This is a genomic window from Aliiroseovarius sp. ABM4_368 (assembly GCF_056161205.1).
Genome location: NZ_JBSWYR010000002.1, coordinates 273,466 through 298,743 on the forward strand (window position 1 = coordinate 273,466; position 25,278 = coordinate 298,743).

Annotated in this window: 23 protein-coding genes and 1 tRNA gene; 14 read left to right on the top strand and 10 right to left on the bottom strand. The window is 57.1% G+C overall.

Annotation, left to right across the window (positions count from 1 at the left end; genetic code table 11):
- Position 1: 1 nt before the first annotated feature.
- The 5 genes from flgG to ACXAH3_RS07320 all read left to right on the top strand — a co-directional run bounded on the left by flgG (position 2) and on the right by ACXAH3_RS07320 (position 3,206).
- Complete coding sequence (gene flgG / locus ACXAH3_RS07300) at positions 2 to 787, top strand: flagellar basal-body rod protein FlgG (RefSeq protein WP_474861420.1); 786 nt, start codon at positions 2 to 4, stop codon at positions 785 to 787.
- Positions 787 to 1,221 (top strand): flagellar basal body P-ring formation chaperone FlgA, encoded by a 435-nt coding sequence (gene flgA, locus ACXAH3_RS07305; RefSeq protein ID WP_474861421.1) that lies wholly within the window; start codon positions 787 to 789, stop codon positions 1,219 to 1,221. Before flgG ends, flgA begins: the two co-directional genes overlap by 1 nt.
- 12 nt (positions 1,222 to 1,233) lie before the next feature.
- Positions 1,234 to 1,962: a flagellar basal body L-ring protein FlgH gene (flgH, locus tag ACXAH3_RS07310; protein ID WP_474861422.1), complete on the top strand. Its 729-nt coding sequence runs from the start codon at positions 1,234 to 1,236 to the stop codon at positions 1,960 to 1,962.
- A gap of 12 nt (positions 1,963 to 1,974) precedes the next feature.
- Positions 1,975 to 2,463: a flagellar basal body-associated FliL family protein gene (locus ACXAH3_RS07315; RefSeq protein ID WP_474861423.1), complete on the top strand. Its 489-nt coding sequence runs from the start codon at positions 1,975 to 1,977 to the stop codon at positions 2,461 to 2,463.
- Positions 2,464 to 2,558: 95 nt separating this feature from the next.
- Positions 2,559 to 3,206 carry a GntR family transcriptional regulator gene (locus tag ACXAH3_RS07320; RefSeq protein WP_474861424.1) on the top strand — a complete coding sequence of 216 codons (648 nt, stop codon included), beginning with the start codon at positions 2,559 to 2,561 and terminating at the stop codon, positions 3,204 to 3,206.
- A gap of 17 nt (positions 3,207 to 3,223) precedes the next feature.
- Here ACXAH3_RS07320 and ACXAH3_RS07325 read toward each other — a convergent pair whose 3' ends face one another.
- The 10 genes from ACXAH3_RS07325 to ACXAH3_RS07370 all read right to left on the bottom strand — a co-directional run bounded on the left by ACXAH3_RS07325 (position 3,224) and on the right by ACXAH3_RS07370 (position 15,865).
- Entirely contained in the window at positions 3,224 to 3,994 is a 771-nt protein-coding gene (locus tag ACXAH3_RS07325) for an endo alpha-1,4 polygalactosaminidase (RefSeq protein WP_474861425.1), read from the bottom strand.
- 77 nt (positions 3,995 to 4,071) lie between these two features.
- A complete protein-coding gene (locus ACXAH3_RS07330; RefSeq protein WP_474861426.1) occupies positions 4,072 to 4,764 on the bottom strand; it encodes a fumarylacetoacetate hydrolase family protein in 693 nt (230 codons plus the stop codon).
- Entirely contained in the window at positions 4,761 to 5,597 is an 837-nt protein-coding gene (locus ACXAH3_RS07335; RefSeq protein WP_474861427.1) for an alkaline phosphatase family protein, read from the bottom strand. Before ACXAH3_RS07335 ends, ACXAH3_RS07330 begins: the two co-directional genes overlap by 4 nt.
- A 159-nt stretch (positions 5,598 to 5,756) precedes the next feature.
- A complete protein-coding gene (locus ACXAH3_RS07340) occupies positions 5,757 to 7,394 on the bottom strand; it encodes an ABC transporter ATP-binding protein (RefSeq protein WP_474861428.1) in 1,638 nt (545 codons plus the stop codon).
- On the bottom strand, positions 7,391 to 8,206 hold the full coding sequence (locus ACXAH3_RS07345; RefSeq protein ID WP_474861429.1) for an ABC transporter permease: 816 nt from the start codon (positions 8,204 to 8,206) through the stop codon (positions 7,391 to 7,393). Before ACXAH3_RS07345 ends, ACXAH3_RS07340 begins: the two co-directional genes overlap by 4 nt.
- Positions 8,203 to 9,159, bottom strand: coding sequence for an ABC transporter permease (locus tag ACXAH3_RS07350; protein ID WP_474861430.1), 957 nt, complete (start codon positions 9,157 to 9,159; stop codon positions 8,203 to 8,205). The genes ACXAH3_RS07345 and ACXAH3_RS07350 overlap by 4 nt, the downstream gene beginning before the upstream one ends.
- A 9-nt stretch (positions 9,160 to 9,168) precedes the next feature.
- Positions 9,169 to 10,755 carry an ABC transporter substrate-binding protein gene (locus ACXAH3_RS07355; RefSeq protein ID WP_474861431.1) on the bottom strand — a complete coding sequence of 529 codons (1,587 nt, stop codon included), beginning with the start codon at positions 10,753 to 10,755 and terminating at the stop codon, positions 9,169 to 9,171.
- A gap of 251 nt (positions 10,756 to 11,006) precedes the next feature.
- Positions 11,007 to 13,661 carry a TRAP transporter large permease gene (locus ACXAH3_RS07360; protein ID WP_474861432.1) on the bottom strand — a complete coding sequence of 885 codons (2,655 nt, stop codon included), beginning with the start codon at positions 13,659 to 13,661 and terminating at the stop codon, positions 11,007 to 11,009.
- 11 nt (positions 13,662 to 13,672) lie between these two features.
- Positions 13,673 to 14,665, bottom strand: a complete 993-nt coding sequence (locus ACXAH3_RS07365; protein ID WP_474861433.1) for a TRAP transporter small permease subunit — start codon at positions 14,663 to 14,665, stop codon at positions 13,673 to 13,675.
- A 111-nt stretch (positions 14,666 to 14,776) separates the two neighbouring features.
- The gene (locus tag ACXAH3_RS07370) at positions 14,777 to 15,865 is read right to left on the bottom strand and encodes a TRAP transporter substrate-binding protein (RefSeq protein WP_474861434.1); all 1,089 of its coding nucleotides are present in this window, start codon (positions 15,863 to 15,865) and stop codon (positions 14,777 to 14,779) included.
- 364 nt (positions 15,866 to 16,229) lie between these two features.
- Here ACXAH3_RS07370 and ACXAH3_RS07375 point away from each other — a divergent pair, with 364 nt between their 5' ends.
- From ACXAH3_RS07375 to rfbA, 9 genes are all read left to right on the top strand, one after another.
- On the top strand, positions 16,230 to 16,685 hold the full coding sequence (locus ACXAH3_RS07375) for a MarR family winged helix-turn-helix transcriptional regulator (protein ID WP_474861435.1): 456 nt from the start codon (positions 16,230 to 16,232) through the stop codon (positions 16,683 to 16,685).
- Positions 16,686 to 16,694: 9 nt separating this feature from the next.
- The gene (locus tag ACXAH3_RS07380; protein ID WP_474861436.1) at positions 16,695 to 17,762 is read left to right on the top strand and encodes an efflux RND transporter periplasmic adaptor subunit; all 1,068 of its coding nucleotides are present in this window, start codon (positions 16,695 to 16,697) and stop codon (positions 17,760 to 17,762) included.
- 11 nt (positions 17,763 to 17,773) lie between these two features.
- On the top strand, positions 17,774 to 20,821 hold the full coding sequence (locus ACXAH3_RS07385; RefSeq protein WP_474861437.1) for an efflux RND transporter permease subunit: 3,048 nt from the start codon (positions 17,774 to 17,776) through the stop codon (positions 20,819 to 20,821).
- A gap of 119 nt (positions 20,822 to 20,940) precedes the next feature.
- A tRNA-Gly gene (locus ACXAH3_RS07390) sits at positions 20,941 to 21,014 on the top strand.
- 94 nt (positions 21,015 to 21,108) lie between these two features.
- Positions 21,109 to 21,795, top strand: a complete 687-nt coding sequence (locus ACXAH3_RS07395) for a D-lyxose/D-mannose family sugar isomerase (RefSeq protein ID WP_474861438.1) — start codon at positions 21,109 to 21,111, stop codon at positions 21,793 to 21,795.
- Between the two features lie 141 nt (positions 21,796 to 21,936).
- Positions 21,937 to 22,497 (top strand): dTDP-4-dehydrorhamnose 3,5-epimerase, encoded by a 561-nt coding sequence (gene rfbC, locus ACXAH3_RS07400; protein WP_474861439.1) that lies wholly within the window; start codon positions 21,937 to 21,939, stop codon positions 22,495 to 22,497.
- Positions 22,494 to 23,534: a dTDP-glucose 4,6-dehydratase gene (rfbB, locus tag ACXAH3_RS07405; protein ID WP_474861440.1), complete on the top strand. Its 1,041-nt coding sequence runs from the start codon at positions 22,494 to 22,496 to the stop codon at positions 23,532 to 23,534. The genes rfbC and rfbB overlap by 4 nt, the downstream gene beginning before the upstream one ends.
- Entirely contained in the window at positions 23,531 to 24,385 is an 855-nt protein-coding gene (gene rfbD, locus ACXAH3_RS07410; protein ID WP_474861441.1) for a dTDP-4-dehydrorhamnose reductase, read from the top strand. Before rfbB ends, rfbD begins: the two co-directional genes overlap by 4 nt.
- Complete coding sequence (gene rfbA, locus ACXAH3_RS07415) at positions 24,382 to 25,278, top strand: glucose-1-phosphate thymidylyltransferase RfbA (protein ID WP_474861442.1); 897 nt, start codon at positions 24,382 to 24,384, stop codon at positions 25,276 to 25,278. Before rfbD ends, rfbA begins: the two co-directional genes overlap by 4 nt.

The following is a 25,278-nucleotide window of genomic DNA, read 5'->3' on the forward strand; positions in this document are numbered from 1 at the left end:
GATGCGCGCTTTGAACATTGCAGCAACCGGGATGTTGGCCCAGCAAATGCGGGTCGAGACGATCTCGAACAATCTGGCGAACATGTCGACCACGGGCTACAACACCCGCCGGGCTGAATTCGCGGACCTGCACTATCAGCAAGCCACGCGGGCGGGCACGATCAATGCCTCGGATGGGACGGTATTGCCGACAGGCGTCCAGCTTGGACTTGGCGTCCGGCCAACTTCGGTCACGATGATGGTGCAGCAGGGAACGCTGGCGCAGACCAATGGTGATCTGGATCTAGCGATCGAAGGGCGCGGCTACCTTGAGGTGACACTACCTTCGGGCGCATCGGGTTATACCCGTGATGGTGGGCTGAAACTGTCGGGCGATGGTCTGATCGTGACCTCTGATGGTTACCCCGTCGCGCCTGAGATCACCATTCCAAGCGACGCGCGCCAGATCTCGATCAACGCCGATGGCGAGGTTTACGCCTATTTCGACAGTACGGTCGAGCCCGAACTTCTGGGCGCTTTCACACTTTCCAGCTTTACCAATGACAAAGGGCTGGAAGCCATCGGGTCGAACCTGTTTCGCGAAACCCCGGCCTCGGGACCTGCGTTTGTGGGTGTCCCAGGCGAAGACGGGCGCGGGACATTGCGACAGGGATATCTGGAAAACAGCTCGGTCGATGCGGTGCGCGAAATCACCGAACTGATCGCCGCGCAACGCGGTTACGAGCTGAATTCCAAAGTCATCACCGCAGCCGATCAGATGCTTGCGGCAACCACACAGGTGCGCTGATGAAACGAACTTTGGTCCTGGTCCTAGCGTTTCTCGCCACCCCCGCTGCTTCAGAAACGGTCGTTGCCGCCAAGAACCTCCGCCCCGGAATGATCGTGACCGCTCAGGACGTAAAACTGGCCGCCGCAGATTTTGCGGGCGGTTTCCAGTTGCTGGAAGATGTCATCGGCCAAGAAGCACGTGTGGTCCTTTACGCTGGGCGCCCTGTCCTGCCCAACGACATCGGCCCACCCGCCTTGATTGATCGGAACCAAATTGTGACTCTGGTCTATACAGCCGGTCCGATGACCATCCTGACCGAAGGGCGCAGCCTTGGGCGCGGAGCCATCGGAGACCGGGTTCGGGTCATGAACCTATCGTCGCGCACAACAGTCACTGGCTCGGTCACGATCAATGGCGACGTCATCGTATCCAATTCTCACAATCATTTCTGACAAGGACACCCCATGCGTTTGATCCTATCCCTCCTCATCCTTTCAATGGTGGCAACTGCCTGTTCTCGTATGGAAAATATTGGCAAAGAACCCGAGCTAAACCCTGTCGAAATGAGCGCTGAACATCTTGCGATGAACGCCTCGGCCTTGCCGCAAGACATCCCGCCACAGGGTACTGTGGACCGGTCTTCACTATGGAGCGGCGGTCGCCAATCGCTGTTGGGGGATCGACGGGCGCAACAAGCTGGCGACATCCTTACCGTGGTCATCGAAATCAATGATCGCGCCGAGTTTTCCAACAGTTCGAACCGCGCACGTGGGGCATCCGAGGATATGGGTATTCCCAATCTGTTTGGGCTGCCGCAATCCATCGACAAAGATCTACCCGAGGGCGCTTCACTTGGAACAGCGGTTGGGCTGTCGTCGAGCAGTTCGTTCAATGGCAATGGATCGGTAAAGCGCAACGAAAAGCTGGAACTGCGCGTGGCAGCAACGGTTTTGGGCACGCTGCCCAACGGCGTTCTGCAGATCCAAGGCACGCAAGAAGTTCGGGTGAATTTCGAACTGCGCGAGCTTTTGGTTACTGGGTTCGTGCGCCCGGAAGACATCTCGCGCCAAAACGAAATTCCATATGACAAGATCGCATCGGCCCGCATTTCCTATGGCGGTCGGGGTCAGATCAGCGATGTTCAGCAGCCCCGTTATGGCCAGCAAGCCGCCGACATTATTCTACCATTCTAAGAGGGTAGGCAGATGGGCAAGATCATTCCTATCATTCTGGCCCTTGTTGGGCTTGGGGTTGGCGCCGGGGCAGGCATGGTGCTTCAGCCCGAACCCGAACCAATTGTCATGAACCCGTGCGGCGATGTGGATACCGCCAAGGGCGACGCGAAAGACACGGTCGAAAACGAACCCTCGGACACCGAGTTTGTGAAGATCAACAATCAGTTCGTCGTCCCCGTTGTCGCGGACGGAGACATCTCGTCCCTGGTGGTGATGTCCCTGAACATCGAGGTCGAACTCGGAGGGCGCGAGGCCGTATACCAACGCGAACCCAAGCTGCGCGACGAGTTTCTTCAGGTGATGTTCAACCACGCTAACACAGGAGGGTTCGACGGGGCTTTCACACAATCCAGCCGCTTGGATCCGCTGCGTACGGCCTTGCTTGAGGTGGCGCAGGCCATCCTTGGATCGGACGTGAAAGACGTTCTGGTCACAAATATTGTTCGGCAGGACACCTAGGTCATGCCGAATATATAAGTGTGAACAGGCGGCAATTGAATCGCTTCAACCTGAACGGCGGAATTGCTAACCTGCCAGAAAAGGGGGGACTGTGAATGCAGCTGAAATCCGTGGATGTATCAAAGACAGCGTCGGCCACCAGCATTATCTTTGACGCTTTGCAGCAAGCAATCGTAGAAGGCGAGCTGAAGGATGGCACGCCACTGCGCCAAGACGAAATTGCGAAGATGTTCAACACATCTCGTATCCCTGTTCGCGAAGCCATTTTGAAGTTGGAAGAGCATGGCTTGGTAACGTCGCAAAGGTACAAAGGCGCCGTCGTATCGTCATTATCGCGGGAAGAAGTCAGCGAAATTTTCAGTTTCCGAACTTTGCTGGAGCCTCACGTGATTGCTCAGGCCGTCCCCCGAATGTGTGCAAACACCTTGCGCACTGCTCGCGACCATTGCGAAGCGCTGGCAGACTCGACTGATTCCGCGAGATGGGGGGATCTGAACCGCAAATTTCATGCAACACACTATGCGGCAAGCGGTATGACCTATCATTTGGCTGCAATCGACAATGCGCTGAACCGGATCGACCGTTACCTACGCGCCCACATCATGATGAGTGACAGCGCGGTGCGTGCCGACAGTGATCACTTCCTGATTCAAGAGGCCTGCGAAGCAGGAGATGCGCAAAAAGCGGCTGAACTGACTTTCACACATATTGACGAGGCGCGTCAGAACTTGATGGGTTCTTAACGAAGGGCCAAGGCAGCCTATTTGCACGGACGCACCCAAGCTCCTAGGTTACGTCGTTTGAAAATCATCGAGATCTTCAGCTTCTTAGCCTTCCGGCAAGCCGCTTGAAATTCGACCTTCCGGTCTGTGTATTCGGCATCGAAAACAGGTTTTCCGCGATTGCTATACGGCTTCATCTGTGCGCACCATCGGTCTTGAAAGCAGCTTTCGGTTATTGCGAAATCCATCGTGCCCACCAGTTTCTTGGTCAGCTCGGGCACGTTTTTCTGGCCGATCTTCAGACCCATCTCATGCGCAATTTTTGCCAACGCCTTCACATAGCGCACCGTGTCGGCGCGCCCAATGGGAAAGCCAGACATATTGCTGTGCACGTCCATGTTGTCCGGCTCAATCGCCTTGAAGCCTTTGTTTTTACAACGCTGAAACCGCGCCTTCATGATGGGAAGCAAGACATCAAGTTGTCGGATGTCCAAAAACTTCTCATTCGGCCAGTCACCATAGGTGCGCCCAACAACCCAGCTGGGAAAGAGGTGCACATCACTACGCCAGTTTTCCAAGGTCCCGATCGAGACATAGCAAATTGTAAAGACCTTGTTTTTATTCATTTTTTGAACACGGGCCTTGGGCAAACCGTCTGGCTCGACGTCGATTGCTCCTACACCTTTGGGGACTTTGATTTCCCCCACCAGTTGCCAATTCCACGCGGCTCCGGGTTTGGGCGTCGCACCCACAGGCGAAGCAAGACCAAGGACCGCAAAAAGCGTTACTAGAAGCAAAGAGCGTATCATTATCAGCCCAAGTTGACGGCGTTCATTCAAACCCTAGCCCGACAACCCGACCGTGCAACCCTTCATGCTCAATAGGCTTAATTCGGTGTGAACGTCGTGGTTAGGCTGCCCAAGCCGTCGATCTGCGCCACGCAGGTGTCTCCGGGCTGAAGTGGACCTACGTTTTCTGGCGTTCCTGTAAAGATCAGATCGCCAGCGCAAAGCTCGACCAGTGTCGAGAGATAGGCGATCACGTCCGCCACAGGCCAGATTAGATCGGAAATGTCCGAGCTTTGGCGCGTCTCGTCATTCACGCTTAGGGAAATCGCACCCTTCGTGAAATGCCCGACCGCTCCCACGGGGTACAGCGCCCCACACGGGGCTGAACGGTCGAACCCTTTGGCCATATCCCATGGGCGACCGTTGGATTTTGCCTCGGCCTGCACATCGCGGCGGGTCAGATCATTGCCAACCGCGTACCCCCAAACGTGTTTCAACGCCTCATCGGCTGTGATATTCGCGCCGTCCTTGCCAATGGCAACTACCAGCTCAACCTCGTGATGCAGATTCGAAGTGCCCGTCGGATACGGGATGGTTGCCCCATCCGCGACCAAGGCGTCTGCGGGTTTCGAAAAGAAAAAGGGCAGTTCCCGATCTGGGTTCGATCCCATCTCGCGCGCGTGGGCGGCATAATTCTGGCCTACGCAAAAAATCCGGCGCACCGGAAATTTCTGGTCAGAACCAGCGATGGGAAGAAATGGTTGCGCGGGAGTTGGAATGGCCCAAGTCATTTCAGAAACACCTTGCCTTTCATCGTGTCTGCAATCGGCGCGCCCATTAAGGACAGAACGGTGGGCGCAAGCTGAGTTTGGCACAGAACCTCGCGGTTATCGACGATCTCTGCATCCCCGAAATAGTAAAGCGCGACGTCTTGTTGCAAGTCTTCATGCCCGCCGTGGTGGCCGCGATCCGTCTGACCATGATCTGCGGTCACAATCACCTCATACCCTTGGTCCCGCCAGCGCTTGATAAACGGCGCCATCTGTTCGTCCATCTTAAAACACGTATCGTCCATCTGGCGACAGTCATGACCGAACCGATGCCCCATGCTGTCCAGTGTGCAGGTGTGCAGGATCCCGTAATCGATCCCCTTCCGCTCACAAAGCATGGTCAACGTACCAAACAGATCCACATCGGCAGGGGTGCATTGATTGATCATCCCATAGCCGGTCATCGTGTGGAAACGGCCATGGTTGATCGTGTCACTTTCCGGCTCGTCATACTCGATGTCACGCACCACGTCGAAAGGCGCACGGTTGAAAAACTCGGACCAGAAAGAATGCGTGACGGCACCGGTCACACCACCGGCCTTGCGCACTTGGCTGAAAATATCGTCATGCGACAGGCGGAATACATCGTGATTGCCCGTGCAGCCATGTTCCTGCGGCGTGACGCCCGTATGGATCGAGGCATAGCAACTGGCCGAGGTCGACGGCAGCACTGCCCGCATCTTCATGAGCTTCGCCTCGCCGGACTGAACCCAGCCCTCGAGATTGCCAAACAATCGACGCCAGTTGCGATGCGGCACCCCGTCGATGATAAGAAGCAGGAGTTTTCTGTCCATGTCAGCGCCCTTCCTTGTCGCGCATTCCGTTGCCCCAGACTAGGCGATGGCTGTCACGGATTTATGTAATGGTCGCGTCAGAATAGGTCGGTTTTGTTCCGGGCAAAGTAAAGCCAGGGGCGTTTTGGCGGCGCCCCCGGTTCTTTCGAAATCCAGCAATCAGTTGCCCGCGCTTTCCATCTTGCGGTTCTGGACAACCTCTTCCAGCCAACCCAACCGCATCTCGGGGACGGAACTGAGTAGCAGATCGGTATAGTCGTCGAACGGCGGCGCCAGCACATCGGCCTTCGACCCATAGCGCACGACGCGACCCTGATACATCACGGCAATGCTGTCCGCGATGGCCTTCACCGTTGCAAGGTCGTGCGTGATGAACAGATAGGCGACATTCTCGATCTTCTGAAGGTTTTCCAGAAGCTTCAAAATACCGTCCGCAACCAGCGGGTCCAAGGCCGATGTCACCTCGTCACAGATGATGACCTTGGGCTTGGCAGCCAGCGCCCGGGCGATACAGACACGTTGTTTCTGCCCCCCCGAAAGTTCAGCCGGATAGCGGTCGATGAACTCGACCCCCAGCTCGATCTCGTCCAGCAGCTCGATGATCCGCTTCTTCTTCTCGGCACCTCTCATACCGAAATAGAACTCCAATGGGCGGCCAATGATCGTGCCCACGGTCTGGCGCGGGTTCATGGCGACGTCGGCCATCTGATAGATCATCTGAAGCTCGCGCAGATCCTCGCGCGATCGGCCTTCCAGATCCGATGACAGGTCACGCCCGTCGAAATGGATCTTGCCTTCACGCGGGGGAAGAAGCCCCGTGATTACACGGGCCGTGGTCGATTTTCCGGATCCGGATTCGCCCACGACCGCCAAGGTCTGGCCGGGGTGAAGCTCCATCGTGACATTGTGCAGAACGTCGAAATTCGTGCCTTTATAGCGGGCAGTGACGTTTTCCACGGTCAGAACGGGATTATCGGTGGGCGGCTTACCATCATGCTGCGTCGACCGGACGGACACCAAATCACGGGTATAATCCTCGACCGGATTGTTGATGATCTGATCCGTGGTGCCATGTTCGACCATGTCGCCCATGCGCAGCACCATGATCTCGTCCGAGACCTGCGCCACCACCGCAAGGTCATGCGTGATATAAAGCGCCGCAACACCAGTGTCCCGAATGGCGTCCTTGATCGCCATCAGAACGTCGATCTGCGTGGTCACGTCCAGCGCGGTGGTGGGTTCGTCGAACACCACCAGATCAGGCTCGGGGCACAAAGCCAAAGCCGTCATACAGCGTTGCAACTGACCACCCGACACCTGGTGCGGATAGCGGTCGCCGATGTTTTCGGGGTCTGGAAGTCCCAACTTGGTGAACAGTTCTACCGCGCGAGCCTCGGCCTCTTTCTTGCCGAACTTACCTGCGTGCAGCGAGGCTTCAATCACCTGCTCCATGATCTTCTTGGCGGGGTTAAAGCTGGCCGCAGCCGACTGGCTGACATAGGTTACTTCGGTCCCGCGCAGCTTGCGCAGGTCGCGCAGATTGGTGCCAAGGATCTCGCGACCATTGACCCAGACCTTGCCGCCAGTGATCTCGACCCCACCCCTGCCATAGGCCATCGAGGCCAGACCGATAGTGGATTTACCGGCACCCGATTCCCCAATCAAACCCAGCACTTTGCCCTTCTCCAACTCGAAGGACACGCCGTGAACAATATCAATGTTTCGGGGCTTTTCGCCGGGCGGATATATCCGCGCACCGATTTTCAGGTTTTCGACCTTCAGAAGTTTATCGCTCATCCGCGGCCTCCTTTCAGGCTGGTGGTGCGGTTCAGCACCCAGTCGGCAACAAGGTTCACGGATATTGCGAGCGTCGCGATGGCGACGGCGGGCACAAGCGCTGCCGGTATGCCATAGACGATGCCGTCTTTGTTTTCCTTCACGATACCGCCCCAGTCAGCGTTTGGCGGTTGCACGCCAAGACCAAGGAAGGACAGCGTCGACACGAATAGAACTGCGAAGATGAAGCGCAGACCCATCTCGGCCACCAATGGGGACAGCGCGTTGGGCAGAATTTCGCGGAAGATGATCCAGCGACGCCCCTCGCCGCGCAACTTGGCGGCTTCAACATAGTCCATGACATTGATGTCCACGGCGACCGCGCGGGCCAGACGATAGACGCGGGTCGAATCCAGAAGGCCCATTACAAGGATCAGGATGAACAGCGTTACCGGCATGACCGAAAGCACCACCAATGCGAAGATCAGTGTCGGGATCGACATGATCAAGTCGACAAAGCGACTCATCGCCTGATCAATCCAGCCGCCAATCACTGCGGCGGTGAAGCCAAGGATCGAGCCCAGCGTGAAGCTGAGGATCGTTGCGGCGGTGGCGATAAAAATTGTCGTCCGCCCACCATAGATCATGCGGGTCAACAGATCGCGACCGATATTGTCGGTCCCCAACCAGTGCTCGGACGAGGAGGGCTCCCAGACGTCACCGACGATCTCGGTCATCGAATAGGGCGCAATCAACGGGGCAAAGATTGCCATGAAGAAATAAAGCCCGGTGAAAAACAGGCCGATCAAGGCCGCAGGAGGTATTCTTATCATTTCGGATGCCTCAGCCTTGGATTCGCCAGGATCGACACGATGTCAGCAATCATGTTCAACCCAATATAAACGGCTGCGAAGATCAGGCCGCAGGCCTGCACAACGGGCACGTCTCGTTTGGCCACGTGGTCGACCAGATACTGGCCCATGCCGGGATAGACGAAGACCACCTCGACAACCACAACGCCCACGACAAGGTAAGCAAGGTTCAGCATGACCACGTTCACAACCGGCGCGATGGCGTTCGGGAAGGCGTGGCGCGCGATGACCTGAAAGCTCGTCAGACCCTTCAGTTCCGCCGTTTCGATATAGGCCGATTGCATCACATTCAAGATCGCCGCGCGGGTCATGCGCATCATATGCGCCAGCACAACCATGGTCAGAACGGTGACGGGCAGCGCGATGGCGTTCAGTTTTTCGCCCAAAGACATACTGTCATAGATCGTGGAAACAGTGGGCGCCCAGCCCAGTTTCACACCGATGAAGTACATCAGGACGTATCCAATCAGGAATTCAGGAACCGAGATCGACGCCAAAGTTACTGCCGAAATCAGCTTATCCGGCCAACGCTCGCGGTAACGCACGGCAAGCAGGCCAAGGAAAATGGCAAGCGGCACGGCAACAACAGCGGCCCAAAAGGCCAGAAATAGCGTGTTTTTCAAGCGCCCGCTCAAGCTGTCGACAATGTCGCGCCCATTGGTTAGCGCAGTCCCAAGATCACCCTGCAACGCACCAAAAAGCCAGTTGAAATAGCGTGTGGTGGCGGGCTGATCCATTCCCAGCTCTTTGCGCAAGTTGGCAAGGCTTTCGGGCGTGGCGGATTGTCCAAGGATGTTCTGCGCGACGTCACCCGGAAGGATGGTGGTGCCCGCAAAAATCAGTACGGAGGCTGCTAAGAGCAGAAGGGTGCTCAGCGCAAGGCGCTGAGCAACCAGTTTAAGGACGGGATGCATGAGCTGGCCTTATTTCAACCAGCAACGCGAAGCTGCCAGACCGGACATCAGTTCGGCATTCGGATCTGGAATGTAGCCACCGATATCGTTGCTGACACCGTCGATGAAGTCGTTGAACATCGGAACGATCACGCCGCCATCGTCATGCAGGATGCTGGCCATCTTGGCGTAGGTCTCTTTACGCTTGGCCGGATCCAATTCGGCTTTGGCCGAGTTTAGCAAGCTGTCGAATTCGGCGTTGTTGAACCGAGTGTCATTCCAGTCTGCGGTCGACAGATAGGCGGTCGAATACATCTGATCCTGCACCGGACGGCCGGTCCAGTATGAGGCACAGAAGGGCTGTTTGTTCCACACTTCCGACCAATAACCATCATTCGGTTCGCGCTTGATTTCCAGCGGAATGCCGGCAGCGGCAGCTGATTGCTGGAACAGTTGCGCTGCATCCACAGCACCCGGGAACGCAGCCTCAGCGACACGCAAGATGATGGGAGACCCATCATGACCCGAGTTCTTATAATGCTCAGCGGCTTTTTCCGGGTCATACGAGCGCTGCTCAAGTCCGTCATCGAACAAAGGATAGGCGGCGTTGATCGGAATATCGTTGCCGACACTACCGTATCCGCGCAGGATCTTGTCTACCATTTCCTCGCGGTTGATGGCGTATTTAAGGGCCAAACGCAGTTCTTTGTTATCAAAAGGAGGCGTATCAGTGTGCATGATGAACACATAGTGGCCACGCCCTGAAACGTTTTGGACAGTCAGGTTAGGAGCGCGCGCCAAAAGACCTGCAATCTTCGGATCAACCGAGTTCACCATGTGCACCTGACCCGACTGCAATGCCGACATACGCGCAGTGGCGTCGTTGATAATCAGAATCTCGGCCGAATCCGCATGTCCGACGCTATCGTCCCAGTGGTTGGCAAACTTGGTAAATGTGTGACGTACGCCAGGCTCGTTGCTTTCGATTTGGTACGGGCCACTACCGATGCCTGCGGTGGGATCATCCATGCCGCCATTCGGCTGAATCACCAGGTGATAGTCAGCCATCAGATAGGGAAGGTCAGCATTCGGCGTTTCGAGGTTCAGCGTCAGCGTATTGCCGCTAACCGACATGCTTTCGATGCCTTTCACAATTCCCAAAGCGCCCGACTTGGATTCTTCGTTCGAGTGACGCTCAATCGTTTTCATCGCGTCTTCGGCGGTCAGGGTTTTACCATTGTGGAATTCGACGCCCTGACGAATGTTGAAGTGCCAAGTTTTCGCATCGGCCGAGCTGTCGATACTTTCAGCAATGCGCATGTCGATTTCACCAGCCGGCGATACGTTCACAAGGGTGTCACCCCAGATGCCCAATGCAGCCCGGGGCGCCTGCGATGCAACCAGACCCGGATCAAGTGAATCCGTGCCTGCGCCGCCATTCATACCCAGCTTGATGGTGCCGCCCTTGTTAGGCGTAGCAGCCATGGCAGCGGTGGACAGCATGGTGCTTGCAGCAGCAGACGAAACGCCCAGCGCACTTGCCCGACCCATGAAGTCACGACGCGACATCTTGCGCTCTGCCACGCATTTAGACAGATATTCGAGTTCTTTTGACATGGAGTTCTCCCTGGAATTTCAGCGCAGCCTTAGCGCGCTGTATTTTATTGGTTCGGCCAGCAGAGTTGCCCAGAACCCGGCGTATCGCAAGGGTGGTTACCGACTCTCGATTACAAGTTTGCGACATTGGATGACGCAAAAAGACAAGTTCAAGCGGAGTGACAGGCGCGAGAAGCACGGATCTAGAATCAGAAAGGGCCGGATAAAATCCAGCCCTTTCAGTGTTTTATGAGATCTCTTTGACTGCTGAATCAGAAGTTAAGCGAGATATCGCGGTGATAGGCCGTACAAGACGCCATTTCCAGTGCTTGATCACGGCTGAAGCGCGGCTGCTGGCGGATGCCCAGGGTATCGCTGATACCATCCAGATAGGCGTTCAGCCCATCACGCAGCTTTGCATCGGCTTCGGTGCGCCATGCCAGCTGGGCCTCATAGGCCGCAACCGCATCGTCATACGACGTCAGCGCCTTCTCGCGATCAGGTGTCTTCGAGCGCAACGCCTTGCGGGCCGTACTTAGCGCCTTCTTCACGTCATCTGCGCCCTCGACCTTGCCAAACGCCTTCGACAATTCGTTGACCAGTTCTTGCGCTTCATCCTCTGGCGTCGACATGATCGTCGCCTTCATGTCGCGAAGCTCCTGCTCCAATGCTGTAAATGCCTCATTGGCATCCAGCACCGCCAGAACCGAAACCGGAGCCTCCCACGCACCATCGGCTGCGCGACGATACTTGGATCGCGCAGTGTTTTCAGCCTTGGTCAGCGTCAGGAACTCTTTGTTCACACCTTCCCAGCTTTCGGGGATACCTGCTTCAAGATGCTCGATCTCGGCCTTCAAGGCAGCAACCTTGGTGTCCAGCTTGGCCTTCGCGGCGGCCTGACTTTCGTCACGCATCCGGCTGGCTTGCTTTTCAAGCTCGTCCACTTCGTGCTGGATATTGCGGATCTGTTTCTCGATACCACGAACCAGTCGAAGCTGCGGACGATACTCGCCCGAGGCTGCCTGCACGTTGTCAGCAGCCGCAAAGGCAGCGTTCAACTCGCCCAAGGCATCATCTGCCGAATCAAGCCCATCGGTTAGATCATCCGCCAGATCCTTCGGCAGCACCGACAGGTCCAACCCACGCGCAGCCGCAATCGCATCCCGCGTGGCCGAGCTTTCGGCAAGCCTTTGACCCACGTAATCCTCGACACACAGTTGCAGTTTCGGGTTGCGCGGCGGCGGGCTGCTTTCCGACAGGAAGCTGACGCGGTTGGGCAGATAGTTCACCAGCGGCGGGTACAGACCCACGATCACCAACGCTGCAATCTGCAATGAGATAAAGGCAATCACGCCCTTATACATCTGCACCGTCTTAACAATCGCAGGCGCAACGCCACGCAGATAGAACAGCGCGAAGCCAAAGGGCGGCGTCAAGAAACTGGTCTGAATGTTCAGACCAATCATCACACCCAACCAGACGGCCGTGATGTTTGCTTCGGGATCAGCCAACAGGATCGGTGCCACGATGGGCACAACGACCACGGCAATCTCGATGAAATCCAGGAAGAAACCCAGAACGAAGATCACCAACATAACGATGAAGAACTGCGTCCAGAAGCCGCCCGGCAGCCCAAGAAGGAATTCTTTCACCAGATCCTCGCCCCCGAACGCGCGGAAGGCGGCGGTCAGCATGGCGGCACCCAAAAGGATGATAAACACCAACGAGGTTGTCTTGGCAGTCTCTAACATGACGCCCGCCAAAGTGTTCTCGATGTTCAGGACACGCCAGCACGACCAGATCAGGGCGGTCAGCAACATGATCGTACCAACCGCGCCCAGAATAATTCCGAACTGATCGGAAGCATCCTCGACCGCTTTCACGTTCATGTCGAAATTGGCCAAAGCAAACCCAATCACAGCAAGCGCGGCAATCGCCAAAAGCGCCGGATAGTATAGCGTCTTGCTGGCTTTCGGCAGGCGATAGCCCGCCATGATCATCGCACCCGCAGCACCAATGGCACCCGCTTGGTTCACAGTGGCAACACCCGCGATGATCGACCCCAGAACAAGGAAGATCAGCGCCAGCGGCGGCACCAGAGTGATCAGAACGTTCTTCAGGAACGCGCCGTCATACTTGCCTTCGTAGGGCACGGCCGGCGCCTGCTTCGGCTTCAGGATCGCATAGACAAGGATGTACAGCATGTACAAACCCACCAGCAGCAGACCCGGAATAAACGCACCCAAGAACATCTCGCCTGCCGATGTGGAACCCACGTCGAAAACCGACGGCATCGACAGCTCGCCCGTGGCATCCTTGTGCAGCGTTTTACGTGCAGTCGACGCTTGGTCGGTCGCTGATGCCAGCTGGTCAGCCAGAATGATCAGCACGATCGAGGGCGGAATGATCTGCCCCAACGTGCCCGAGGCTGCAATCGTACCGGTCGCCAGCGATGGCGAATAGTTGTTGCGCAGCATCGAAGGCAGCGAGATCAGGCCCATTGCCACAACGGTTGCACCAACGATCCCGGTGGTGGCTGCCAGCAATGCACCCACAAAAACAACCGAGATGCCCAGACCACCCGGCACCGGGCCGAACAACTGCGCCATAGTGACCAGCAGGTCTTCGGCGATTTTGGAGCGTTGCAGCATGATGCCCATGAAGATGAACAATGGGATGGCGATCAAGGTATCCCTCTCGACCTCCCAATAGACGCCCCTAAGGTTCGTCACCCCCGCGGACAGCCATTGATTTGGCCCACCCGAGTGGAAATAGGCATCGGTCGAGCCTGCAAAAATGTAACCGGCACCAGCCGCAAGGCCGATTGTGATGATGGCCGCGCCGGGAAGCGCAAAGGCCACGGGATAGCCGGACCCAAGGGCGGCGGCCATAATCAGGATAAGAAGGGCTAGGAAGTAGAATTCCATCTGTCGTGTCCTTAGTGGGCCGCTGGGGCGACTTCTCGGTGTCCGGGCTCGTCACGTCTGTCGGCGACGGCCTCAAGGAAATAGCTTACGAATTGGATCAGCATGGTGATGGCAAACACGCCAAGGAAGGCAGCCATCTGATACTTGATGAACATGCCAACGCCACCAGATTGTGAGATCTCGAAATTCACGATGGGGCTGTTGATGATCGAGGTCTTGCCGTTGAAACCAACCGCAAGGATCACCCAGACGGTGCTCATGCCCAATGCGATCGAGCCAAAGGCGTTTACAAACCCGCGGGTTGTACGCCCAAAACCTGCATACAGAACGTCAACGCGCACGTGGCCTTCCTCGAACAGGGTATAGGCTGAGGCGAACAGGAACAGGGCTGCATACCAGTAACGCACAAGGTCGCCCATCAGCGCTTGTTCATAACTGAATACAAAGCGCGAGATCACGATCAAAAGCTCGGCTGCAACGATCATCAGGGCAAGCCAAGTAAAGCCCAGAGTGCGGGTAAACAGAGCGACCAAGAAGCCCGCGACGATCAACGGCACGTGGATATACGGCCCGACCCAGCGCGACTTATTGAACAGCTTTGCGGTGTCTTCGCTGAAGATGTTTGCCAGAATGCCTTCGGCCCGCAGGAAAGCAATTGCGCTGTCTGCTATTCCGACCAGAAGGACAGACCAGAACATGGCACGGATCAGGTACACATTGAAATTGTGGATCTTCTTTGCGTCCCAACGCAGTGCCGTAGACCTGGTGCTGAGGACATAAAACGCGGCCACTCCGAAACTGACCAGATATGCCGCCATATTGGCCCAGCTTGCGCCGGATGCGGTCCCTTGGAAAATCGGTTTGGCACCGGGCATCCCAAAGCCCACGACCAATATGTTGTTAACAAGAAACGCGAACAAGAAGCCAAGCATGCCCCATGCGAATAAACGTGCGGCCAGCGCGGGGCTGCCTTCGCGTGAAATGTCGGAAAAATCGGTTGCCATCAGCTCCCCCGAGGTCGGTTGGAGTAAGGTGTCAGGTCAGTGGTTGCCATACGCCTTACAAAAGAGCGGGACCATTTCGGCCCCGCTCTGATTGTTTAAAAAGTAAGCGAATTACTCGCTCAGACCCAGAACGCGGTTACGTTGGTTTACATAACCAATTTCGAAGTTCGCGTTCATAGCTCCCATTTCGCGGAGCTTGGACTGGAAGGAATCGTCGACACGCGCTGCCAGTTCGGAATGGTCACGGACCTCTGCGAACACTTCTTCTGCGGCGCCACCAAAGGCATCCCAAACGTCATCATTGAAGTTGCGAACCTCTACACCTTGCTCCTCAACAAGCTTGGCCAGGTATTCGCCGTTCTTCGCGATGTTTTCTTCATAGGCCGCAGCGTTTTCTTCCATACATGCAGCTTCGATAACGGCCTTTTCCCAGTCGCTCAGACCTTCGTACCAGGATTTGTTCATGCTGAACGACAGACCGCCACCGGGCTCATGCATACCAGCGGTATAATAGAACTTGGCAGCCTCGTAGAACTTCATGAAGTAATCGTTGAACGGGCCAACCCATTCGGTTGCATCAATCGCACCCGAAACAAGGTTTTCATAGATCTGCGACCCCGGAACCGACACGGTCGAAGCGCCCAGTTTCGACATCACTTGACCACCCAGGCCAGGAATACGCATCTTCAGACCCTTCAGGTCGTCTGCGCTTTCGATTTCTTTGTTGAACCAACCACCAGCTTGGGTACCGGTCGCACCTGCGGTGAATGCTTTCAGGCCGAATTCGCCGGAAACTTCGTCCCACAGCTCTTGACCGCCGCCGAACTTAATCCAAGCGTTCCATTCGGGGTTGGTCATACCAAACGGCACCGAAGTGAAATAAGCAAATGCCGGGTGCTTGCCGGTGAAGTAGTATTCAGCGCCGATGTAAGCCTGAGCATTGCCCGAGGCAACTTCGTCAAACACGTCAAATGCACCAACACGTTCGCCGGATGCAAAGTATTCAACATTCAACGCACCGTCGGACAGCTGGCCGATGCGGGCGGCCAGACGCTGCGCCGAAATACCCAGACCCGGGAAGTCCCGCGGCCAGGTCGATACGATGGTCAGGGTTTTGCCACTTTGGGCAAGTGCGGGCGTTGCAAGAGCGGTTGCACCAGCGCCCAACGCTGCACCCTTTAGAAACTTACGGCGTTCCATATTGGAATTTCCTCCTCCGAGTTCTCAATATATTCTTCTGGGGCGCGCAAGAGAAGCAATGGCCCACCTGCGCTGCCACGCTAATTACTACGCAGCTGGATCAAGATTTCAACGGGAATTTGCAGGGCTGGTAAAATTTTCTTACCAATCCTCACCTATCCTGCTGCCGGCCCTGTAGAACTGACATCAGAATGCTATCGTTTCAGTTGAACTGAACCGCACTCTGGACCGAATTGGTACCCTTTTCTTCTGAGTTACCCACTTGACGTTACGTCCGCTTTTTATTTCTCGGCATTAATTTAGTTTCTGGACATTTCATTTTCTGAACTATATGTGGGCAAACTCACTGCACGGAATCTGCGCTATGACTGCACAATTGAAAATCGACATGGAAGGGGTGGAACCCGAGCTGCGCGCCCTGATGGGTGTGTTTTCGTTGTACACCTATATCGACACAAACCTGCGCCAGCCGGACGATTGTGACGGCCCCAGCCTGGAACGCAAAGTGCTGATCAAATTGGACCGACCCAAGCGGATCGGCGCGCTGGCCCGCGACTTTGACGCGCTTCCGTCGACCATGACTATGGTGGCCGACCAAATGGAAGAACGCGGCCTGATTGAACGCATGCGCGACCCCGAAGACCGCCGCGCGTGGCTGTTGTGCTTGACCGAGAAAGGGCAACAACAGCGCAAGGAAATCGTCGGCATGGCCCATGAGCTTTTGCACGAAACCTTGGGCCTGTCCGACAATGAGGTCGAGGCCTTCGCCCAGATCTCGCTGAAAATACACCTGAAAATTCAAGAATTAAACAACGGTTGAGTGATCCATATGACACGTCCTACCCGTCCCTTTGTTGCCGCAGCATTGGCAACCGCATTGTCCTTTGGCACCGCCTTTGCGCAAGACGAGGCCACCAAACCCGCACCGGTGAAGCCGGTCAAGCTGATGACCATTTCCGACACCCAACAGACGTTCTCGCGGACGTTCTACGGCAAAGTCGTTGCCCGCCAGACCATTGATCTTGCATTTCAGGTCGGCGGACAGATTGTCGAGTTCCCGATCATTGAAGGCGAACGTCTGCCTGAAGGCAGCCTGATTGCCCGACTGGACCAAGAGCCGTTCTCGCTGGCGCTGGAGCAGTCCGTCGTTCAAAAAGATCAGGCCGACCGCACGCTGGAACGTCTGACCAAGCTGCGTGGCAACACCGTCAGCCAAGTAGCGATTGACGATGCTGAAACCCAAGCCAGCCTTGCGGACATCGCGGTCCGTCAGGCTGAAAAGAACCTGAGCAACGCCACGCTGCACGCTCCTTTCGATGCACTTGTGGCGTCGCGCAATGTTGACAACTTCAACACTGTTGGCGTCGGCACGCCCATCGCCCGCCTACACGACATGAGCGAGATTCGCATCGAAATCGACGTGCCGGAAATCCTGTTCCAATCCGCAGGTGATGAAAAAAACATCCAGATCGAGGCGCATTTCGCCGGCCACGAAGAAACCTATCCGCTTGGTATACGCGAATTCAACGCCGAAGCTTCGGCGGCTGGCCAGACCTATCGCCTGACCTTGGGGATGGAACCGGTCGACGATCTGAACTTGTTGCCCGGCTCGTCGGTTGATGTTCGCATTCGCGCCACGGCCGATGCGTCGGAAATCAAGCTGCCCGCCACAGCCATCGCAGTTGACCCGCAGGGCAACACTATTGCCATGAAGTACGAGGAAAGCGCAGAGGGCCAAGGCACCATCGCCGCCGTCCCGGTTCAGGTGGCCGCCGCCCCCGATGGCAGTTTCGTCATCACCTCGGGCTTGTCGAATGGTGACGTCATCGTCGCCGCCGGCGCATCCACTGTGCAGGACGGCGAAACCGTGCGTCCCTTCACCGGCTTTGCGAACTGAGGCCCACCATGATGAACATCGCACGCGCCTCGATCGAGAAGCCGCTTTATACGTGGCTGATCATCCTAACCATGCTGTTTGGTGGGACATACGGCTTCTTCAATCTGGGTCGCCTTGAAGACCCGGCCTTTACCATCAAGCAAGCTGTCGTGGTCACGCAATATCCCGGCGCCAGCGCCGAACAAGTCGCGACAGAAGTCTCTGAACCGCTTGAAAGCGCCCTTCAGAAGATGGAGGAGATCGACAAGATCACCTCAACCAACCGTCCGGGCGAAAGCCGCATTGATATCGAGATCAAGTCGACCTATCCGGCCGAAGCTCTTCCCGACATCTGGACGCGCCTTCGTGCACGGGTGCGTGACACCTCGCGCAGCCTGCCTTCTGGAACTCTGCCGCCTTTCGTGAATGACAGTTTCGGGGATGTGTTTGGCCTGTATTATGCCGTCACCAGTCCCGGCTTCACGGATGCTGAACGGCACGATCTGGCAACCTTCATGCGTCGCGAACTGCTGGCCGTTGATGGCGTGGCAGACGTGGATTTGGCTGGCCTGCCGAACGAAGTGATTTATATCGAGCCCAACATGACACTGGCCATCAATCAGGGCATCCCACCTGATGCAATTGCTGCGGCTGTGTCGACCTCGAACTCGGTTTCGTCGGCGGGCGGGCTGGACAACACAGCAGGCCGCACCATGTTCCGCGCGCCCGAAGGGTCGGAAACAATTTCTGACATCGCGTCGCTGAACGTGGGTGTGAACGGCATCTTGGTGAATATCGCAGACATTGCCGAGGTAACGCGCGAACGTGAGGCAAACCCCGATCAGTTCATTCGCTTCAACGGCCAAGAGGCGTTCACCATCGCCATTGCCGGTCTTGAAAGCGAAGACATCGTCGAGGTCGGCCACCGCGTCGACGCACGCTTGGCACAGCTTAGCGAAGGCATCCCTCATGGGATCGAGCTGCATCCGATCTATCAGCAGCACTTGGTGGTCGAGCAAAGCTCGAACGACTTCCTTGTAAACCTCGCCATGTCGGTTGGGATCGTGATCGTCGTGCTGGGGGCCTTCATGGGCTGGCGCGCGGCCATCGTTATTGGCTCGACGCTTCTGTTGACCGTTGTCGGCACGATCCTGTTCATGTGGCTCTTTTCCATCGAGATGGAGCGGATTTCGCTGGGCGCCCTGATCATCGCGATGGGGATGCTGGTGGACAACGCCATCGTTGTGGCGGAAGGGATGCAGATCTCGATGCTGCGTGAGCGCAACTCACGCCAGGCCGCAGACGATGCCGCGAAGAAAACGCAAATCCCGCTTCTGGGCGCAACAGTAATCGGCATCATGGCCTTCGCTGGGATCGGGCTGTCGCCGGATGCCACTGGGGAATTCCTGTTCTCGCTCTTTGCGGTGATTGGCATTTCGCTGCTTCTGTCTTGGGTGCTGGCGCTGACCGTGACCCCTCTTTTGGGTCACTATCTGTTCAAACATGATAACCAGAACGCAGAAGACGCCTATAACGGACCGTTCTTCCGTATGTATAAGCGCACGCTTGATGTGGCACTGTCTGCACGCTGGCTGGTGATCGCCGGGCTGGCGGCCATCACGGTGGTGTGCTTCATGGGCTTTGCGCAGGTGAAACAGCAGTTCTTCCCGAACTCGAACACGCCCCTGTTCTTCGTCTATTACAAACTGCCTCAGGGCAGCTCGATCCATCAGGTGTCGGACGATCTGGCCCAGATCGAAGACTGGCTGCTTGAGCAGGAAAAAGTGGTTTCGGTTGCGTCCTATGCAGGGAGCGGCGCGTCGCGTTTCATGTTGACCTATGATGGCGGCAAGGACAATCAAAGCTATGGCCACCTGATCATTCGCACCGAGGCCTTGGACGACATTCCTGACCTGCACGCCCGTCTTGAAAGCTTTGGCAACGAGACCTTCCCGCAGGCTGAATTCCGTGTGCAACGTTTGGTCTTTGGCCCCGGCGGCGGAGATCCCATTCAGGCGCGCTTCTCGGGCAGCGATCCGAAAGTGCTGCGGGAACTGGCTGAAGACGCCATGCAGATCATGCGCGAGAACTCGGACAGTCTTTTGAACCTGCGCACCGATTGGCGCGAGCAAGAACTGGTGATCAAACCGATCTATGCCACCGAACGCGCCCAAACCGCTGGCGTGACCCGCGAAGACATCGCAGGCACCCTGCAATTTGCGACTGACGGACAAAACGTGGGCGTCTATCGTGAACGGGAACGTCAGATCCCGATTGTGATGCGCAAACCGCAGGACGAGCCGTTCAATATCTACGATCAGCTGGTCTATTCCCCGGTTGCAGGCGGCCACATGCCGATTGAACAGGTGACGGACGGGTTCGAAGTGCACACCGAAAACACGCTTGTGCAACGCCGAAACCGCGTTCCCACGATCTCGGTCGGGGCGGATGTGGTGCCGGACGTAACCGCCGCACAGGCCCACTCCGAGATTCGCGCCGCGATCGAAGCCATGCCGCTTCCCGCAGGTTACAAGCTGGAATGGGGTGGCGAGTTCGAAAACTCGAGCGACGCACAGGCCAGCCTTGGGTCGCAGCTTCCGGTCAGCTTGTTAATCATGGTCATGATCTCGATCCTATTGTTCAACGCGATCCGCCAGCCGATCGTCATCTGGCTTTTGGTGCCGATGTCGGTGAACGGCGTCGTTATCGGACTGCTTGGCACAGGATTCCCCTTCAGCTTCACCGCTCTTCTGGGTCTGCTCAGCTTGTCGGGAATGCTGATCAAGAACGGTATCGTGCTGGTCGAGGAAATCGACCTAGTCCGCGCCGAAGGCAATGCCCTGCGCCCCGCAATCATCGAGGCCTCAGCGTCCAGGGTGCGCCCGGTGATCCTAGCTGCTGTAACCACAATCCTAGGCATGGCACCACTGCTGGGCGACGCGTTCTTCGTGTCGATGTCCGTCACCATCATGGGCGGTCTGGCCTTCGCGTCGGTCCTGACGCTGGTTGCCGCACCGGTGTTTTACTACGTGTTCTTCAAGCGCGACGAGAAACACGAAGCCATTGCTGCGACGTCGTGATCTACTCCAGTCACCGACGCAGTTGGAAAGGGCGGCCCATCGGGTCGCCCTTTTTCGTTTCCCTGTCCGCTCGGCCCTTGACGCTTAGAAACTGATCCCATATGTCAACTGCACACTGCGCGGGCGTTGTGTAGTGGTAAGACCTTAGCCTTCCAAGCTAATGACGCGGGTTCGATTCCCGCCGCCCGCTCCAGACCTACCTAACATCTCTGAAAAGCGGCCCTGCAGGTCTGGCGTTTTTGTGTGCAAACACTATGGTTAGCGCAAACACGACAAGGGAACTGCCCGTGAAACGATCCCGCATCAACACCATCATGGCCCAAGCCGATGACATGATCCGGCAGTATGGCTTTACTTTGCCACCCTTCGCCTATTGGACGCCGGACGAGTTTCGCGCCCGAAAAGACGATGCCCGCCACCTGATTGACGCGCGCTGCGGCTGGGATATTACCGACTATGGCGATGGGCGCTTTGACGAAATGGGCCTGTTTCTGTTCACCCTGCGCAATGGACGACTGGACGATCTGCAACGCGGCACCGGCATGTGCTATGCCGAGAAGCTTCTGATCTCACGGCAAGATCAGCTTAGCCCGATGCACACCCATGTCATCAAGGCCGAAGACATCATCAACCGGGGTGGTGCGACTTTAGTGGTCGAGCTATTCGGCTCGGATGCTGACGGCAATTTTGCCGAGGATAAGGGCGGTACGGTCTATTGCGACGGAATCAGGCGCGACTTTGCGCCCGGCGAGAAACTGAGGTTTGCCCCAGGCGAAAGCGTCACGTTGATGCCGGGCGACTGGCACGCCTTCTGGGGCGATGGCGGTGACGTTCTCATCGGCGAGGTTTCGACTGTTAACGACGACGAAACCGACAACATCTTCCGCGAGCCCATCGGCCGCTTTGCCGAGATCGAAGAAGACGTCATCCCCACGCATCTGCTGGTCAGCGACTATGCCAAGTGGCTGGCCTAGGCTAAACAGCTAGGCGTTGAGAATAGGCCGCGCTCCAAGCCAACCCGTCAACAAACAGCCACATTTGGGCCTAATATCGTTCCGTGACAATTTACGGCTGCCTTGCTATTTGCAGGGCAGTTCTAGTGCGGGAGTCCATTTGTGAAGATTACTGAAACCGCCTTACCCGGCGTGCTGCTGTTGGAGCCCGCACGGTTCGGGGATGATCGCGGCTTTTTTTCGGAAAGTTGGAATCGCCAGCGTATGGCGGATAACGGGATCGACATTGATTTCGTACAGGACAATCATTCCCTGTCGCGTCAGGTGGGCACGGTGCGCGGTCTGCACTTCCAATCGCCGCCCCATGCGCAGGCCAAATTGGTGCGCTGCGGACGCGGATCCTTGTTCGACGTGGCCGTGGACATTCGCAAGGGCAGCCCGACCTATGGCAAATGGGTGGGATACGAGCTGAGCTTCGAGAATGGTCGCCAACTTTTGGTGCCCGAGGGCTTTTTGCACGGCTTCATCACCCGCAGCCCGGACACGGAAATCGTCTATAAGTGCTCGGATTACTATGCACCAGATTGCGACGGCGCGGTGCGCTGGGACAGTTGCGGCATTGATTGGGGCTTTGACGGCGAACCGCTGTTGTCACCCAAGGATCAGGACGCCCCGGCGCTGGCCGAGTTTGACAGCCCCTTCACCTACGAGGTGCCCGCATGAAGATCCTGATCACAGGCGGTGCAGGCTTCATCGGATCGGCCGTGGTGCGGCTGGCGATTGAGCGCGGCTATCAGGTCGTCAATCTGGACGCGCTGACCTATGCCGGACGGTTGGAAAACGTGGCTTCGGTGGCAGACAATCCGAACTATGCGTTCGAGCACGCCGACATCCGCGACCGCGCCGCTCTGGACCGGATCTTTGCCACGCACAAGCCCGATGCCGTGATGCATCTGGCCGCCGAAAGCCATGTGGATCGCTCGATCGACGGCCCGGGCGACTTTATCGAGACCAACATCACCGGCACCTATAACATGCTGGAAGCCGCCCGCGCCCATTGGGTGCGCGAAGGCAAGCCCGATGGTTTTCGCTTCCACCATATCTCGACCGACGAGGTCTATGGTTCGCTGGGCGAGGACGGCATGTTCACCGAACAGACACCCTATGACCCGCGCTCGCCCTATTCGGCGTCCAAGGCCAGTTCGGACCATCTGGTGCGCGCGTGGTTCCACACCTATGGGCTGCCAGTTGTGCTGACCAATTGCTCGAACAATTACGGCCCCTATCACTTCCCCGAAAAACTGATCCCGAAGGTTATTCTGAACGCGCTTCAGGGCAAGGAAATCCCCGTTTATGGCCAAGGCCTGAACGTGCGCGATTGGCTTTATGTGGAAGATCACGCCGACGCGCTGCTTTTGGCTGTGACTAAAGGCACCCCGGGCGAAAGCTACAACGTGGGTGGCGAGAACGAGCGGCGCAATATTGATCTGGTCACCACGATCTGCGCCCTTCTGGATGAAATGCGCCCCGGCCCTGCGCCCTATGCCGATCTAATCCGTTATGTCGAAGACCGCCCCGGCCATGACGCGCGCTATGCGATTGATCCGACTTTTATTGGCGAGACGCTGGGCTGGCGTCCGTCTGTCACGGTCGAGGAAGGTCTGCGCAAAACGGTCCAGTGGTATCTGGACAATCAATCATGGTGGGAGCCGCTGTTGGAAACCGACGGCGTTGGCACCCGCGTGGGGGTGGGCGCATGACGCTTTTGGTCTTTGGTAAATCCGGGCAAGTGGCGCTGGAATTGCAGGTGCGCGCATCGGACGCTGTCTTTCTGGGACGGGATCAGGTGGATTTGACGGATGCGGATGCCTGCGCCGCTGCAATCCGTCAACACGCACCCAGCGCGGTAATAAACGCCGCCGCCTATACTGCCGTGGACCGCGCCGAAGAAGACGAAGCCACCGCCCTTGCCGTTAATGGCACTGCCCCCGGAGCAATGGCGCAGGCCTGCGCGGAAATTGGTATTCCGTTCGTCCATATCTCGACCGACTACGTCTTTGCGGGCGACGGCGTGACGCCTTGGACGCCCACCGACCCGGTTGCCTCGCCCAACGCCTATGGCCGGACCAAGCTGGCGGGCGAAAACAGCGTGCGCGACGCGGGCGGAGCCTTCGCCATCCTGCGCACCTCGTGGGTCGTGTCTGCGCATGGCAACAACTTCGTCAAAACCATGCTGCGCCTTGGAGCTGAACGGAACAAGCTGACCATCGTGGCGGATCAGATCGGCGGCCCAACTCCGGCAGGCGCCATCGCAGATGCCTGCCTGTCCATTGCGGACCAATTACAAAGTGACCCTAACCTTGCGGGAATCTATCATTTCTCGGGCGCGCCAGACACCAGCTGGGCCGATTTCGCGCGCGAGATCTTTGCGCAATCCGGCACCGACTGCGCGGTCGAAGACATTCCGACCACAGCTTTCCCAACCCCGGCGACACGCCCCCTGAATTCGCGCCTCGACTGCACCACAACGCAGCAAGCCTTCGGCATCGACCGCCCTGACTGGCGCGCCGAGCTTTCCGCGATCCTGACCGACCTAGGAGCACGCACATGACATCTTCGACCACAGGCTCGACCACTGGGCGCAAAGGTATCATTCTGGCGGGCGGCTCCGGCACGCGGCTCTATCCGATCACCATCGGGGTCTCGAAACAGCTTCTGCCGATCTATGACAAGCCGATGATCTATTACCCGCTGTCCGTGCTGATGCTGGCGGGCATCCGCGAGATTGCGATGATCACCACGCCGCAGGATCAGGAACAGTTCAAACGAACCCTTGGCGATGGTAGCCAATGGGGTATTTCGCTGACCTATATCACCCAACCCTCGCCCGATGGGCTGGCGCAGGCCTATCTTCTGGCCGAGGATTTTCTGAACGGCGCTCCGTCCGCGATGGTCCTAGGCGACAACATCTTTTTTGGGCACGGTTTGCCTGACCTTCTGGCAGAAGCAGATCAGCGCACCGATGGCGGCACGGTGTTTGGCTATCACGTGGCCGATCCCGAACGATATGGCGTGGTCAGCTTTGATGACAACGGCATGGCCCAACAGATCATCGAGAAACCCGCCGTTCCCCCCTCGCGCTATGCGGTGACGGGCCTGTATTTCCTGGACGGCGATGCGCCACGTCTTGCGCGCGAAGTACGCCCCTCGGACCGGGGCGAGCTTGAGATCACGACCTTGCTGGAAATGTACCTGAACGCGGGCAAACTTGACGTTCAAAAGATGGGTCGTGGCTATGCCTGGCTGGATACGGGCACCCATGCCAGCCTTCTGGACGCAGGCAATTTCGTGCGCACGCTGGAACGTCGTCAGGGCTTGCAAACCGGCTGTTTGGACGAAATCGCCTTCCTGTCTGGCTGGATCACCGCAGACCAACTGTCAGAACGCGCCGAAACGTTCGAAAAGAATGAGTATGGCACCTATCTGAAGGGGCTTCTTGCCTAG